Origin of the sequence: Cytobacillus kochii (genome assembly GCF_020171845.1) — a bacterium.
In the GTDB taxonomy this organism is placed as follows: domain Bacteria; phylum Bacillota; class Bacilli; order Bacillales; family Cytobacillaceae; genus Cytobacillus; species Cytobacillus kochii.
On sequence record NZ_JAIVAM010000011.1, the window covers coordinates 175,971 to 190,194 of the forward strand.

The 14,224-nt window shown below is 36.4% G+C and carries 19 protein-coding genes and 1 riboswitch; of the genes, 3 read left to right on the plus strand and 16 right to left on the minus strand.

Going from position 1 to position 14,224, the window contains the following annotated elements; translation table 11 throughout:
• Window positions 1-2 precede the first annotated feature (2 nt).
• Entirely contained in the window at window positions 3-713 is a 711-nt protein-coding gene (locus tag LCM23_RS18675; RefSeq protein WP_224938268.1) for a hypothetical protein, read from the plus strand.
• A gap of 90 nt (window positions 714-803) precedes the next feature.
• Here the strand turns inward: LCM23_RS18675 and LCM23_RS18680 are convergent, their stop codons facing one another.
• From LCM23_RS18680 to LCM23_RS18725, 10 genes are all read right to left on the minus strand, one after another.
• Window positions 804-1,001: a hypothetical protein gene (locus LCM23_RS18680; protein ID WP_224938269.1), complete on the minus strand. Its 198-nt coding sequence runs from the start codon at window positions 999-1,001 to the stop codon at window positions 804-806.
• Window positions 1,002-1,025: 24 nt separating this feature from the next.
• Window positions 1,026-1,754, minus strand: a complete 729-nt coding sequence (locus LCM23_RS18685; protein ID WP_224938328.1) for a cytochrome c biogenesis CcdA family protein — start codon at window positions 1,752-1,754, stop codon at window positions 1,026-1,028.
• Window positions 1,755-1,791: 37 nt separating this feature from the next.
• Entirely contained in the window at window positions 1,792-2,172 is a 381-nt protein-coding gene (locus LCM23_RS18690) for a hypothetical protein (RefSeq protein ID WP_224938270.1), read from the minus strand.
• A 32-nt stretch (window positions 2,173-2,204) separates the two neighbouring features.
• Entirely contained in the window at window positions 2,205-2,369 is a 165-nt protein-coding gene (locus LCM23_RS18695) for a nucleotidyltransferase domain-containing protein (protein WP_224938271.1), read from the minus strand.
• Window positions 2,370-2,500: 131 nt separating this feature from the next.
• Window positions 2,501-3,238 carry a class I SAM-dependent methyltransferase gene (locus LCM23_RS18700; protein WP_224938272.1) on the minus strand — a complete coding sequence of 246 codons (738 nt, stop codon included), beginning with the start codon at window positions 3,236-3,238 and terminating at the stop codon, window positions 2,501-2,503.
• A gap of 11 nt (window positions 3,239-3,249) precedes the next feature.
• Window positions 3,250-4,023, minus strand: a complete 774-nt coding sequence (locus LCM23_RS18705; RefSeq protein WP_224938273.1) for a Cof-type HAD-IIB family hydrolase — start codon at window positions 4,021-4,023, stop codon at window positions 3,250-3,252.
• Window positions 4,020-4,469, minus strand: a complete 450-nt coding sequence (locus LCM23_RS18710; RefSeq protein ID WP_224938274.1) for a DUF4275 family protein — start codon at window positions 4,467-4,469, stop codon at window positions 4,020-4,022. The genes LCM23_RS18705 and LCM23_RS18710 overlap by 4 nt, the downstream gene beginning before the upstream one ends.
• Window positions 4,470-4,473: 4 nt before the next feature.
• Window positions 4,474-5,751, minus strand: a complete 1,278-nt coding sequence (locus LCM23_RS18715) for a hypothetical protein (RefSeq protein WP_224938275.1) — start codon at window positions 5,749-5,751, stop codon at window positions 4,474-4,476.
• Window positions 5,748-6,161: a hypothetical protein gene (locus LCM23_RS18720; protein ID WP_224938276.1), complete on the minus strand. Its 414-nt coding sequence runs from the start codon at window positions 6,159-6,161 to the stop codon at window positions 5,748-5,750. Before LCM23_RS18720 ends, LCM23_RS18715 begins: the two co-directional genes overlap by 4 nt.
• An 86-nt stretch (window positions 6,162-6,247) precedes the next feature.
• Window positions 6,248-7,249: a YeiH family protein gene (locus LCM23_RS18725; protein WP_224938277.1), complete on the minus strand. Its 1,002-nt coding sequence runs from the start codon at window positions 7,247-7,249 to the stop codon at window positions 6,248-6,250.
• Between the two features lie 108 nt (window positions 7,250-7,357).
• On the opposite strand from LCM23_RS18725, the gene LCM23_RS18730 reads away from it, so the two are divergent.
• Window positions 7,358-8,236: a LysR family transcriptional regulator gene (locus LCM23_RS18730; RefSeq protein ID WP_224938278.1), complete on the plus strand. Its 879-nt coding sequence runs from the start codon at window positions 7,358-7,360 to the stop codon at window positions 8,234-8,236.
• A 68-nt stretch (window positions 8,237-8,304) separates the two neighbouring features.
• On the opposite strand, the gene LCM23_RS18735 is transcribed toward LCM23_RS18730, so the two are convergent.
• On the minus strand, window positions 8,305-9,279 hold the full coding sequence (locus LCM23_RS18735; protein ID WP_224938279.1) for a peptidoglycan DD-metalloendopeptidase family protein: 975 nt from the start codon (window positions 9,277-9,279) through the stop codon (window positions 8,305-8,307).
• A gap of 27 nt (window positions 9,280-9,306) precedes the next feature.
• Window positions 9,307-9,537: a hypothetical protein gene (locus LCM23_RS18740; protein ID WP_224938280.1), complete on the minus strand. Its 231-nt coding sequence runs from the start codon at window positions 9,535-9,537 to the stop codon at window positions 9,307-9,309.
• 135 nt (window positions 9,538-9,672) lie between these two features.
• A riboswitch (TPP riboswitch) is annotated at window positions 9,673-9,777 on the plus strand.
• 104 nt (window positions 9,778-9,881) lie between these two features.
• On the opposite strand from LCM23_RS18740, the gene thiT reads away from it, so the two are divergent.
• Window positions 9,882-10,460, plus strand: coding sequence for an energy-coupled thiamine transporter ThiT (thiT, locus tag LCM23_RS18745; RefSeq protein ID WP_224938281.1), 579 nt, complete (start codon window positions 9,882-9,884; stop codon window positions 10,458-10,460).
• 557 nt (window positions 10,461-11,017) lie between these two features.
• On the opposite strand, the gene LCM23_RS18750 is transcribed toward thiT, so the two are convergent.
• The 4 genes from LCM23_RS18750 to LCM23_RS18765 form a co-directional block, all read right to left on the minus strand.
• A complete protein-coding gene (locus LCM23_RS18750) occupies window positions 11,018-11,248 on the minus strand; it encodes a helix-turn-helix domain-containing protein (protein WP_224938282.1) in 231 nt (76 codons plus the stop codon).
• Window positions 11,249-11,258: 10 nt separating this feature from the next.
• Entirely contained in the window at window positions 11,259-11,735 is a 477-nt protein-coding gene (locus LCM23_RS18755; protein ID WP_224938283.1) for a DUF2975 domain-containing protein, read from the minus strand.
• A gap of 798 nt (window positions 11,736-12,533) precedes the next feature.
• Complete coding sequence (locus tag LCM23_RS18760) at window positions 12,534-13,601, minus strand: serine hydrolase domain-containing protein (RefSeq protein ID WP_224938284.1); 1,068 nt, start codon at window positions 13,599-13,601, stop codon at window positions 12,534-12,536.
• Between the two features lie 183 nt (window positions 13,602-13,784).
• Complete coding sequence (locus tag LCM23_RS18765) at window positions 13,785-14,135, minus strand: VOC family protein (RefSeq protein WP_224938285.1); 351 nt, start codon at window positions 14,133-14,135, stop codon at window positions 13,785-13,787.
• Window positions 14,136-14,224: the final 89 nt, after the last annotated feature.

The window sequence follows — 14,224 nt, forward strand, 5'->3', positions numbered from 1 at the left end:
CCATGACCATTGAATCCATCATCATTGGCGTTATTCTTATATTCATTCAACTTTTTGCACTAAAGATTGTTAAGTGGCTACCAATGAGAGAACAAAAAATACTGTCGCTATCCGGCGGTGTCGCGATCGCTTATGTATTTGTATATATTCTCCCTTCCATGCATGAAGAACAAGACAAGTTAGGTGGCACACTAGCGATCGATTCCGAACTATACTTCTTGGGGTTGATTGGATTAATTGTTTACTATAGTGTGTATAAATTCGCAAAATCTACAAAAGCGCAAAAAATGAACCAAAACGCCGCCTATTTTGTGCAAGCAACTTTTTTCGCTATCTATACATTTATGGTTTCTTATATTGTATTCTCATCTGATGTTCACTCTGGTGAAGCTTTATTTTATGGATTAGCCATCGGTCTTCACTTTATCGGCATATCCTATCATATTGGAAAAGGTAACGAAGATGTTCACCATCAGTACGGACGCTTTCTATTTGCGATAGCTACGCTTATAGGGGCACTTGCCGGATCAATGGGCCCTACTTCAGGGTTATTCGTCCACTCCATCATCGCTTTCAGTTCAGGCGCAATGATCTTTAATGTCATCAGTAAAGAGTTACCGGAGGAAGACTATGCCCATCTGCCCACTTTCTTATTGGCTTCCCTTTTGTACTCATTGATTCTCTTTACTCTTAAAACCGTCTTTAATTGGTAAATAAAAGGAGATAACCCAATTTAAATGACATGAGCAAATTCCCAGAAACTTTTGTTCATGTCTTTTTTATGGAGTTGTACTCAGCTCTTCCTAGTTACTTTTTCTGTAAAGTATAGCACTAGTAAGAATCATAACGACTGTACCAATCATTAATAAACCGTTTGGGATCCAATACAATTCACTCGGTAAAGTACTAAATAATATGATAGACAGCACGATTAAAGGTATCATGCCTAAAATATACAGACGGATGATTGGATTTTGCCACTTTATATTAAACTGATTCAACTAACTGTCCCCCCTTTGTGCTAGCTAGTAACCATCCCCCCACAACCCTTTCAAAAAGAATTCCGCCTTCGCTCCCCAAATGTTGATGACATACACTTGATCAAAATAGACCATTACACCAATAATAATCAAAATGAAACCACCAATTTTCATCAAATGGCTCGAATATTTATGAAAGAATCGCACCTTCTCAATAGCAAAACCTAGTAAGATAAACGGTATAGAAAATCCTAACGAATAAGCCGTAATATGGATAAAAGTTTGTTCTGGTGGTTGAGCCAAACTAGCGTAAATAATAGCACCTAAGATGGGGCCAATACATGGGGTCCAAGCTGCAGCAAAAATGACGCCTACTAAGTATGAATTCAAACAAGTTCCTGCTTGTTTATATTTGAAGAGGCGTATCTCCTTCATAAAAAGTTTCGGCTGAAAAAGTCCCATTAAAAATATCCCCATCATAACAAGGAAAATCCCGCCAAACATGCGAATGAGATCATTATATTCTCTAAAAAACTCCCCAAGAAAGCTCGCAGAAAAGCCCAATACATAGTTTAAAGATGCTAATCCGAAACAAAACGCAACCGCATGAAGGATTACCTTCGACTGTGCACCACGCTTTTGTTTCAGGTCATTTACCGATACCCCGGTAATATAAGAGATAAAAGTCGGATATAACGGTAGCGTACACGGAGAGAAAAATGCCAATAGCCCGCCTAATAATGCTAAGGTTACTGTCATATTCATTATATCCATCACTAGGTATCCTCCTGATCCATTTAAGTAAGTGTTTTCAGTATCTTACAAGTAATTCTAACCACTTATGATGTGGCATATGTAATTGAATCGCCGTTTGTAGCCATTTCTTTTCTTCAGAAGATAGGAAATCGACGACTCGAAGAAAGTCCTCTTGATCTTTCGCTCTCGTATCTTTCGCTTTATATAACAACACCACTTCGGGGCTCAAATATGGAATATCTTCTATGTGTACGGACTTCATTTTTTCAAATGAATAACGAATACGCTCATCTCTTCTAAAGATCCAATCGTTATGTTGGATTTCATTTAACAATACTTCTAAAGAAGTACCATCTATCACATTCTGGCAATGAATTTCATGAATCGGTCGCTGTAAGTTTTCCCCTTCCCAAGTAACTAGTTCACCATTCACCACTTTCTGAAGCCTCCATTGTTTAAGGTGATTTTTTACATGCGTTGATCCTGACGAAATACAGCGATTTCAATATCTTTATGTTCTCTAGTCTTTTGACCGATATGCAAATCAATCGCCCAACCACCCGCAATAAACCACGGTTTATCAAATCCCGACATGAGTTCCTTTATTCTATGACAAAGTTGGAACTCCGTCATAATTTCAACCCCATACATAAAGCTCCTGTACGTATATGGCCGAATTTCATAAAACTGGTTAAGAGAATAATTTCTTGAAACGACCAAATCATCTACTCCTTTCTTCAACAACCAACCATCATTGATATTTACTACTCGTATTTAGTCGCCGAAATGATGATCATCATGGGTCTTCTCATTTCATTCTTCATTTCCTCTGTATGCATCATATGTTCTGGTGGCTTTGGTTCCACTACTCTTGTGATTTGAAAACCTTGCTTTAGTAAGCCATCAAGATAAGTAGTCAAAGTTTTATGATATTTCGTTACTTTTTCTCCCAAAAAGGTTGTTTGTCTTTCTCCTTCAAAGAAATAATGGTCAACAGGAAAATGAGAAACCTCTTGCTGTGCATCATAGAACCAATCTTGACTACCTTGTGCTGTAAAAATAGGATGTTCTACAGAAAAAATAAATTGTCCTCCTTTTACCAATCCCTTATGAACATTATTAGCCACTTCTTCAAAGTTAGGTACATAGTGTAGGGCAAGTGAACTTACTATCAAATCATAATGCCTCTCTTTTATTTGCATATCCTCTATCGTGGATCGAATATATGTAACATTTTCATAGTCTTGTGACATTGTTTTTGCTTTCGAGATCATTTTTTCAGAAATGTCTACTCCCACAACTGATTTAGCTCCATGCTCTGCCGCGAATCGGCAATGCCAACCGAAACCACAACCTAAATCTAAGACGGTTTTATCCTGAAAGGTTGGCAGCATACCTTTTAATGTTTGCCATTCTCCAGCTCCTTCTAAGCCTTTTACCGATCGTGTCATTTGACTATATTTTTCAAAAAAGGATGCTTGATCATATATATTCTCCTTCATAACGAACCTCCTTATTTAATATTGAACTTCTTTAACGCCTCACTTATCCCTCCTTCACTTGCCCTGGAGGTCACATAATCGGCAGCAGTCTTTACGCCTTGGCTACCATTACCCATCGCAATTCCTAGCCCAACAAGTTTCACCATATCAATGTCATTGTCACCATCGCCAAAAGCAATTGCTTCATGAGGGTACACATTGAAATAGGCTAATACTTCTTTTATTGCTACATACTTAGATACCTCTTTTTCAACTACATTTAAGATATAAGGGTGCCACCTCTTAAAGATTAAATAAGGAAACGTTTGCCGATAAATATCTACTACTCTATCATTCGCAAATAAACATAATAGATAGACCTCTTCCTCAAGAATAGCAGGCACTATACTCGGATAATCAGCAAGAGATAAAGTCTCATTAAGTGCTGTAAGAATAGCTTCTTCTTTGACACCATTCATATAAAGGGATTCAGTATAAAAAGATAAACCATGTTTCATTTTTTCTGCAAAGTTCATCACGTCTATTAATCTCTCTTTATTAAATGGAATCTTATGTATGACCGTCTGTTGATGCTTGGCATATCCTCCGTTAGCAGTTATAAATGTCTCTATCCCTATTTCCCGCAACTCTTCACACATGGATAATGGCCTACCAGTAGCCGCAACAACGTGTATACCTTTCTCCATCAGTTTTCTAATCACTACCTTGGTTGTTGGTGGTATACTCCCATCTTTTTCACTCGTTATCGTACCATCCACATCAAAGAAGACCAGTTTATAAGTCATCTTCTCTCAACCTCTTTATGATGATAAAAATAGGGTCCATACCACGGGTTTTCATGCGTTCTTATATATGTCCAAGTAAAATCAACATCTACCACATAGATATCACTTTCTCTCTCGAAATCAAGCGCCTTGAGTGATGTTACCCGATCAATGATATACGCACTATCCTCCATCTCGTAAAAAATATAACAAGACATATTTTTCATTTGTTCTAACTTACCTCTAGCCTGTTCTCCTTTAAGACAAGTGACTGTCTCATAACTAAAAACATGCCATAAATATCCACAAATTTTTCCTCTTTCATATAAATAGATCTCTTCTTTTTCACGCTCATTCAAGTGACTAGCAAATGACTGCCCACAGCGATATTGTAAATAAGGACCCCATTTCGGTATCTCGGTTACTTTTACTCCCCGATCTCGCAATCTTGTTACTAAATCCTCCACTCCATCACTTCCTATCCGCCAACAAGAAAACCTCACCGGTATTGGCATCAACCCCATACAAACTATCAATCATTGCACTTAAAATATATTTTCGTGTATCAAAGTCATACACATAACAAGGTTTTAACACAATGAATTCCTTGATTTTTTCATAGGCTTCTTCTTTTGATAGGACAACCTCTTCCGGGCCATCATACGATTTAAATTGATCAATCAATAACTGGTTGTCTATATAATTAATCACCTCGAGTGAACGGGGATCGATAAAGACTTTCAGTTTCCGCTGGAAAACAAACGAGTTTTTCTTACTTCCTATTAAATTTGCGTGAATATAACCAATATCGCGATTGAAAGAAGTTAATAACCATTCCCCTGAATACTCTGGGTATACTTGTCTTAAAAACGTTTGAACGACGTCAATATAAGCAGTTACTTCACTTTCATTAATCGGTTCAGTATCAGCACTAGGTTCATTCGTGAATGCCTGTTTTGCTGAGATATCTTCTATCCATTCCATTTCTTTTCTAGCAAAGGGTGTTTGTAACGGCTCTGTCCAATTCAATACTTCCTGCACTTCTACCTGCCCAATCCAAGTCGCAAAACCTTCATAAGGAATCGTTTTAGAAAGATCATTGGTTACATAAATTTCCTCTATGCCATAAATAGCGTGGATTTTTTCCTCTTCTAAGGAAGGATTATGTATCAACCTGATTTGCGCCTGTGCGTTTTTTTCCACTTGCTCAACGGTCAATGTATATTCCTCTTCTTTCACCCATTCATCTGTTGGAAAATAACCATGAATGCTATAAAAAATCAAATCCCCATCTCTATTTACTTTCAGTTCAATATAACCAGACGGGGAAACGTCCATCCCTTTATAAGATCCTTTAAAAGAATACTCCTCCTCATTATGTGAATCCAGTTGAAAATGCCTACCATATATCAAATTCGTTTCCGCTTCTATCCATTTGATAATGCTTTCTACATCCCGCTGTTGAAAGACAACACCATGCTCTGCATATGTTGCCCCTTCCACAAAAATCGCGGATTCTACCTTATTTGTTTGCAAATCGATCGTAATTACTGCCGTTCCCTCAGGATTTAAATTTTCCTCAACAATATCTGCCTCTTTAGGAAACCACTCCATACAAAATTGGTAAACTGTTTCATTGAACAGTGTTACGCGGCGACTGTAACTACTACGACATAAATCATAATGAGCTAAGCCGAACTTTAATCTGGTCCATTCTATTATTTTTTGTTCTTGTTCGTTTATAATCATTTCTTAACCATCTCCCTTAACACATTTGTCATGTCGCCTGTGGTCAAATACGTCTCCCCATCATTAACCATATACATGAGAATACTAGGATCATCTTGTTCTCCTACCCATAAATGAATGGCATGAGTAGGCAAACCCTTTTTATACTCAACCATTACATCATAATCTGGCAGTCTTTCATTTAATACTGTTGGCTCTTTTACAGCTGTTAAAATGACTTTTTCCACTGTTTTTATGTCTGCATCTTCTTTGATAGAAAAAAGGATGGTTTCATTTATTTCACCCACGCCTTTTGATGGTGAAAAATGAATAGCTTTAATTGGCTCGTCCAATAACACCATCGGCTCTCCCTTTGCACAACCGATGAGAACGAATACGCTTAAAACGATAGCGAGGTATATGATTTTCATACTTACTCCTTCATACACATAAATGGAAATATATGCTTATTATCATACAATGGAACAAAAAAAAGAGCCACACTTCATGTGACCCTTTACATAATAAAAATAATGATAAATCCTAATAAAACAAGCAGTATCGTACCAAGTAATGCCGCATAAAAAATCTGCAGGCCCATTTTCTTAAAAGCGGAGAGTTCTACATTTAACCCTAAGCCCGCCATTGCCATTGCTAATAATAAATATGATCCACTAATAAGCCATTGAACAAGTTCAGTCGGCAACCACCCCAACGTATTGATGGCACTCATCGCGAGAAAACCGAAAATAAACCAAGGAATCGGTAACTTGTTCTTTGTTGCGCTCTCTTGACTTTCCCGCTTCTTCATATAATAGCCGATAAGAATAGCCACTGGTACAAGTAAAATGACTCTTGTTAGTTTAACGATAATGGCGATATTCTCTGCCTCCACACCACCAACAGAAGAAGCAGCAACAACGTGCGCAATCTCATGCAGGGTGCCTCCAGTTAACATACCATATTGGTAATCGGTTATTGGTAAAATCGGATAAAGAAATGTATAAAGTAACGTGAATAGCGTACCAAGCACAGCAATCACACCGACACTGACAGCAGTCACACTTTCCTTCGCTCTGACAACAGATGCAATCGCCACAATCGCAGCCGCACCACAAATCGCCGTACCACATGCCGTTAATAAACTTAATGTCTTATCCACACGAAGCATCCTAGCGAAGCTATAAACTGCTAGGAGGGTGACACATAATAAGAATGCCGCATAAAGAAAAGTACTTACACCTGCATGAGCTAAATCGGATAAATTAAGGCGCAAACCTAACAAGATAATGCCTAGTCTTAATAATTTTTTACTAGAAAAATCAACACCGACTTTATATGAACGGTTCCAACCAATCGTATGAGACCAAATTATACCTAGCAAAATGGCTAAAACGAGCTGACCGATAATCGTCAGGTAAGGTAGTTTGGCGAGAAGCCCAGCCATAATTGCAATAATCAATGTCGTTCCTATTCCAAAATAAAAGGAGCCTGTTCTCAAAGATGACTTTAAATCCATTACTGCCTCCCCTTTCTCTATTACAGTATAGTTTTGTCCTTTTTATTTTGGAAATAAATATATATAATAATACTTATTCATTTTATTAATAAATGGGGTGGTTTTATAATGCATATGGAGGAACTTGAGACGTTTCTTGTCCTCGCACGCGAGAAAAATTTTACAAAAACAGCTAAACAAAGGGCGTTATCTCAACCAACCGTTAGTGTCCATATAAAAAACCTGGAAGAAGAATTTGCGACCTCACTCATTCAGCGCACAACAAAAAAAGTCCACTTAACAGCAGAAGGGGAACTTTTTTACAATCAAGGCTTAAAAATATGGGATGTGTATCAGCAGCTTAAAGAAACATTATATGAGAAAAAAAAAGTCGCATCAGGGCTCATACGAATCGGAGCTAGCTTTACAATTGGTGAATACATTTTGCCGAGCGTTATCGCACAATTACAAGCAACACATGAGCAATTATCCTTCCATGTGACGATTGGTAATACAGATCAGGTGATTAATAGTGTGAGGCGGTTAGAAGTAGATATCGGTTTAGTGGAAGGGCAAACCTATGCAAGAGAGGTGGTCCAAACACCCTTTGCAGAAGATCGTTTAGTGATTGTCTGTTCACCTGCCTATGAAGGAAATTTTCATTCGATAGATGATTTGCATGATCAGGAATGGATTATCCGTGAAGAAGGTTCGGGGACAAGGCAATCATTTGACCACCTGATCGAATCTCATCAAATGAGAGTCAAATCCACCTTCATCATCAGCTCTACCCAAGGAATAAAAAGTAGCGTAAAAAGTGGACTAGGACTCGCCTTACTATCCGAGGCAACCATACAAGAGGAATTAACATACGGTCTATTGAAGATTGTACCGATAGAAGGCCTTTATGCAAAACGAGCCTTTTCTTATATCCTGACCAAAGGAACAAACCTTAATCGCAATACGCAATTATTAGTCGATACGTTGAAATATGGTACTGAAGCTTAGTATTTAAACAAACGTTTGATTAAATGGGAGGAATAAACAAGTTACAGGTTCTACTTTTCTCCAGATTGTTATTTAAACAACTGGAGAATAGCACGAGGAACGGCGAAGATGTAATCTGCAAACGTCAAGGTATTTTCAACTTTGTCAAATCTCTCTTCGAATCGATCCTGATATTTAGTAAGGTTATTTGTGACAACCTCTCCTTGAATGGGTTCCAGGCGATTTTTAAAACGAATGCGAATCGATTTTCCCTTCTGCCAATCGCCAGAGTTACTGATTTGAAAATGAATATGCGCTTCAGAAGAGTTACCTGAGTTCCCACATTTGCCAAGTAATTGTTTTTGGCGAACTTGTTCTCCTTCTTTCACAATAATCGTATCTTTTTTAAAATGAGCAATCATACTATATTCTTTATGTGCATGCTCAATCACAATATAGTTGCCTGGCGGGTGTTCTTCATCCATCTGCCCAGGTATATTGTCATCGAGGCCATCGACTACCTGAATGACCGTTCCATCTTGCGGAGCAATGACTTCCGCCCCAAAAGCATAATAACTTTCATTTTTTTCCGGTCTACCATTATATGTAGAGCCATCCTTCACCTTTAAAAGGTCATAGGCATATCTTTGATGTTCATAAGCGTAATGATAATTAATGAATTCATTTGTGCCACCCCAAAATACAAACCATTCATCCATTACTGGCATAATATATTCATTCTTCGTATAGATCTTATCTGTTTCAGGAAAGACAAAATATGGTTTTAAGTAGAGGCTTGCAATCGTATGCTTTTCGTCGAATCCAACGACGACCGCTTTTGCTTTTGTATGATCCACCCATACGAATTGATCGACATTTAAGACATTCGTCTGTGAGACTAATTGATAACTTTGTACACCTGCATTAAAAGATGAACCCATCTGGACAAAATCGGCCCTTGATACCATCCCTTGAAACACTTTTGAGGTTGCATCATAAATTTCCTTAAAATCTTCTTTTAACCAATGATCTATAAACCTATCAGGATCTATTGACCCGACCATTCCATCTACCCCCTAGGTTTCTATTCTTTATATAGAAGAGAAAATCAAACGATTCTCAAGAAATATTTTGCAGTTAATAGTTAAAAAACCACCAATAGTTACTTTAATTCGACTTGAATCTTCTAACTTTCCTTCCAAATCTCCTCTTATAGCAAGTCCTAAATTTTCATCCTGTAATTCGCCATTTACATATAGCTTTTCACCATTAATCCAGTGTATATGATTTCCCTGATGGTTCACTTCAAAAACCTTCTTCATGTAAATCACTCCTCGTTTATTTTTACGACTAACTCGGGAATAAGTTTCACAAATAATCTGTTTTTCTCTTACCAAAAAAAAGATTCTTGAATTATGATGAAAGTCATAGTATATTCTAACCGAGGATAAATTTAATACTTCCACAAGGGGAGCCTAATATGGCTGAGAGTGAGCGAGTTCGTTCTGACCCTAAGAACCTGTTAGATAATGCTAGCGTAGGGATCGTGGTTTTGGATATGAGCAATACTAGGCATCCATCACCGCCTATGTATTGCTTTTTTTCATGACAAAAAAGTAATACAGGTTTACTCGTTCGCTTCTCTTTTCGGAGAAGGAGGAAAAACATGAAACAAAATAAAACACTTTTTATGGTGGAAATTGCTATATTTGCAGCCTTGGCATTATTACTTGATTTCTTATCGGGCTTACTGATGGGGAGATTTTGGCCACAAGGTGGATCCATCTCACTTGCTATGGTACCGGTTTTCTTAATGGCCTTTCGTTGGGGTATTAAAGGTGGCGTCTTAACGGGCTTATTATTAGGAGGACTACAAATCTTAACAGGAGCTGTTCCTTTTCATTTCGCCTCATGGATTATTGACTATTTCGTAGCCTTTGCTGTTGTCGGACTCGCAGGCATCTATATGAAGAAAGTTGTACAAAATTATCAAGACGGCCAATTTGCCAAAGCAAACATGTATGTTATTAGTGGCGTTTTCTTAGGAAGTTTCTTACGCTTCTTATGCCATTATTTATCAGGCATAGTCCTATTTGGTGCCTATGCTCCGGCAGATCAACCTGTCGCACTTTACTCACTCGTATATAACGGAACATATATGCTACCTACCTTTATCGTATGTGCCTTAGTCGTTGTCATGCTTTACACAACAGCCAATAAGGTCCTTCTGAAAAAAGCATATTAATCAACTAAAGGCTCTGGGGGAAACTCAGGGCCTTTTTTTTAAGATATCTTTTTGGGAGATTTTCGCACGATGATGGAACTGAGGAATCAGGGTGGCATGTACATCGGCGTGATATCCATAAGATAACCATGCAATCGATTCTTCACAATACTTCCAAAATGAAAGCGTCAAAAGCAGCTAGGCAAACCTCAATCATCTCTTCTATTTTCTGGCCGGCCATGATGATCCGAAGAAGACCATGATTTATACAACGCCGAATCTGCAGGAAGTTGGCAACCGACTCGATAGTTTATATCACGAAGAAGATTGAGTGTGATAGGAGAAATTTTATTAATATCGAATATAAAGGAAACGCAAACGAAATGAGCTAATGATACACATCATTAGCTCATTGGATTATAGTTAGCTCATTTGAATTCCCCTTTATGCCGATATAAGAGTGCCTCTTCATGATTCCTCTCAATCGAAATAACAGAAATTTTAATGCTGTAGAAATTGGGCTTTTTAATATTGTAATTTCTTAACGTTGTAAAATCGCATTTTCCTGACGCTATTTTCTATACTTTATTATTCTTGAGTTCTTCGTCGCTTTTGTACTCCAATATGTCGCCTGGCTGACATTTCAAAGCCTTACAAATGGATTCTAAAGTGGATAACCGAATCGCTTTTGCCTTTCCATTTTTCAAAATAGAAAGATTAGCCATCGTGATTCCAACCCTCTCCGAAAGTTCTGTGACGCTCATTTTCCTTTTCGCCAACATCACATCGATATTAATTATAATCGCCAATTCCTTCACCTCAGACCGTTAAATCATTTTCTGATTTTATATTTATCGCTTCTTGTAAAAGCCTTTCCAGAACTGCAGCGAATACTGCAATTACCATCGAAGCAAAGATAGGGACCATTCCGATTATTGCACCACCTGGGGCATCGTCTACTTGAGCTAACATAAAAACGAATGGCAAAATTGCCACATATAAGATACTGAATATGGTTGCACAGAGTTTTATATGCTTCAAAGCTTTTACGGAAATTTGCGAAAAAGCTTGGTTCTTGTCAATATAACTTAAAAGCTTAAAAGCTTTATAAAGTGCAATGTAAAAGGGAATTGCCGATAAATACATTCCGATTACAATGGGATATAACATATAGGCATAATCTGGATTTGCCGGATTATTAGGTAACCAAATCAACCCAATTATACCCAAGGAAAAAACGGGAGTACCAATAAAGAAAACGGCTATTTTTAAAAAGAGTGTTGAACCACGTTTCATAAAAAGCACCTCACTTATTTATTTCTATTTGATTTTAATATAAAATTTATCGTTTAACAATATTTTTTTGTTCCTAATCATTATTAATTTGTTGTTATAATCTTTGAATTTTAGACAAATATAAAAAAGCATTCCTTATTACAAAGAAATGCTTTAACTTAAAACTATTGGATTTATAAATCGTTCAACAAATTAGAAGGTATCTCATTTTCGAACATTCAATTATCTTCATTATTATACTTTTGTTCATTTAAAAAAGGAAAAGCCTCAGAAGAAGAAGTTAAAAAAGAGAAGTAAAGCGAACCTCATGAATACACCTTGCAATACAAACCCTTCTTGACAAAGAAATATACAGCGCCCATACATTCTAGTAAACATAACGTCTCATTTATCGGGAATTCCAAAAAGCTAGAACCCTTGTGGGAACTGGCTTTTCGTTTGCGCTTTTGTTAGCCATGAAATATACATGCCAACAAACAGTGATAAAGCACGAATTGTTCTTTATAAAAAATGAATGAAAATATGTATAAAATCCTCGCAAATCTCTCTCATTTAATGTGTTATTTTTACACAAAACGGAATATTGTATGTGTAGTTTGAAATAGAGCTTGAGCAAAAACACTTCGTAAATCCTTATTTTACGGTAAAAAAGAAGAATTCATTTTGAAGAAAGATTAATCAAAATGGATTCTTCTATACCAATTTTAAGGTTGTTTTTTATAAAAGAGTTTGATCATTTTCTGCCTGTGTTACTCCACAAACGTGCCCTTTAACTGAATATAAGAAGTCGCATTTCTTTCATTTAATTTTACTCAATTGGTTTATTACTTTCATTAACATAAATTTGACACCTTTTCTTTCATAAGAAAAGTCATTAAAAGTACCAATTAAATAGGTATCCATCTTAGGGTGATAAAATAAATAGGCTCCTGTGGCACCTGCATGTCCCCAGACATTAAATATTTTCGGCATGAGTAGTGGAACTGATTTAAACTGCATAATTCCATACCCATACTCAATTCCTACCCCATACTTTGCTTTATCATTCATCATTTTCTCAAGCGTTTCCTTTTTCAATAATTGATAGGATACTAACGCTTTCATAAATTTCAACATATCTTCTCCAGTAGATACTACTCCACCGCCTGCATAGTCGAGACCTGCGTATCCTTTGTGATTAGTTAGGTTGTTTTTATTAATATAAAAGTCTGCTAAATGTTGGGTATCTTTGTCTAATGGATTAGAATAGTGTAACACAGATGAATTCATCATATTGAGGGGCTGATAAATATATTGTTTCATAGCTACATGAAAAGATATTCCTGTTATTTTTTCTATGATTAAGCCTAATAGATGATAGTTTGTATCAGTATATTTAAAGCCGTTACCTGGAGGGAAATGAGGTTTTTGATGTGTTTTTGCCCAAGTAATTGCCTCTTGTGGGGTTATGGTAAAGTTTGGATCATCCAGAAGCCTTTCAAGTAATGGACGGAAATTATCATACAAACCAGACGTTTGATTTAGTAGATGTTTAATTTTAATGTCATTCGTATAATCTTTACCTTGATAAACATGAAGGTGTTTGCATAATTCTCGATCTAAATATTTGGTAATACCGTCTTCGAATGATAATTGACCGTTTTCATATAAAATACTAACCAAAACTGACGTGAATATTTTTCCTACGCTTGCCATATATGCTGGCTGTTTTGGATTCATTGACCCTTCTGCGATATTTAAATGGATACCTTTCTTTTCAGAATGAACAAGTAAAAATGCACTCTTTAAATTTTTGTTTTTTTGGACTTGTTTTTTAAATGATTTTTCAATTGAATTGATTACTTTTTCACTTTGTTTTGTTTGCACAGACATCCCCCCATTATTTGACTAATTTTATTCCTAAACGCCGTTACTAACAAATACAAAAACGCCATTTTGAAAAAAGATTGAATCAAAATGGCGTAATACTTTTAAATTTATATGAATTTTTTATAAAAAAGATTGATCATTTCAATGTGCCTTATGCCGCGAATGCTAACCGCAACAGTTTTAACATTTGCAAACCATTAAATGGTTCCCATCAGGGTCTTTGAAATTAAACCATTGGTTATGCTCAATTTCTGTTGTCAATTCGACATTCTTACCCTTCATATACTCATATGCTTGTTCTATATTATTAGTATTCAAATGAAGAGGTGGAGTTTTGAAAATATTATCCTCTGAATAAATCTTGCTATCTAATACAATTCCTGTTCCGTTCATAGGTACTATATACAAATGACCAAATAATATTTCACCATCTGCTGATAAACCTAATATGTCACAATACCATTTACAAGCTTCTTCAATGTTGCTTACGGGAATAAACACAGTACCAACTTGATTTAAAATAGGGTTCATAGATTACCTCCAAATTTAGCTATATAGGTTTAATTCGTCATGTATTAAATATCTCCTTCTTGTTGAATTATACTGTCCCAGTTAGTGAA

What these genes read in the sequence shown, in the direction of transcription:
- LCM23_RS18725 (WP_224938277.1), bottom strand. Translation starts at nt 7,249, where the DNA reads ATGGATTTAAAGTCATCTTTGAGAACAGGCTCCTTTTATTTTGGAATA.
- LCM23_RS18765 (WP_224938285.1), bottom strand. Translation starts at nt 14,135, where the DNA reads ATGAACCCTATTTTAAATCAAGTTGGTACTGTGTTTATTCCCGTAAGC.
- thiT (WP_224938281.1), top strand. Translation starts at nt 9,882, where the DNA reads ATGAAACAAAATAAAACACTTTTTATGGTGGAAATTGCTATATTTGCA.
- LCM23_RS18685 (WP_224938328.1), bottom strand. Translation starts at nt 1,754, where the DNA reads ATGGATATAATGAATATGACAGTAACCTTAGCATTATTAGGCGGGCTA.
- LCM23_RS18735 (WP_224938279.1), bottom strand. Translation starts at nt 9,279, where the DNA reads ATGGTCGGGTCAATAGATCCTGATAGGTTTATAGATCATTGGTTAAAA.
- LCM23_RS18675 (WP_224938268.1), top strand. Translation starts at nt 3, where the DNA reads ATGACCATTGAATCCATCATCATTGGCGTTATTCTTATATTCATTCAA.
- LCM23_RS18755 (WP_224938283.1), bottom strand. Translation starts at nt 11,735, where the DNA reads ATGAAACGTGGTTCAACACTCTTTTTAAAAATAGCCGTTTTCTTTATT.
- LCM23_RS18705 (WP_224938273.1), bottom strand. Translation starts at nt 4,023, where the DNA reads ATGACTTATAAACTGGTCTTCTTTGATGTGGATGGTACGATAACGAGT.
- LCM23_RS18720 (WP_224938276.1), bottom strand. Translation starts at nt 6,161, where the DNA reads ATGAAAATCATATACCTCGCTATCGTTTTAAGCGTATTCGTTCTCATC.
- LCM23_RS18730 (WP_224938278.1), top strand. Translation starts at nt 7,358, where the DNA reads ATGCATATGGAGGAACTTGAGACGTTTCTTGTCCTCGCACGCGAGAAA.
- LCM23_RS18700 (WP_224938272.1), bottom strand. Translation starts at nt 3,238, where the DNA reads ATGAAGGAGAATATATATGATCAAGCATCCTTTTTTGAAAAATATAGT.
- LCM23_RS18740 (WP_224938280.1), bottom strand. Translation starts at nt 9,537, where the DNA reads ATGAAGAAGGTTTTTGAAGTGAACCATCAGGGAAATCATATACACTGG.
- LCM23_RS18715 (WP_224938275.1), bottom strand. Translation starts at nt 5,751, where the DNA reads ATGATTATAAACGAACAAGAACAAAAAATAATAGAATGGACCAGATTA.
- LCM23_RS18695 (WP_224938271.1), bottom strand. Translation starts at nt 2,369, where the DNA reads ATGACGGAGTTCCAACTTTGTCATAGAATAAAGGAACTCATGTCGGGA.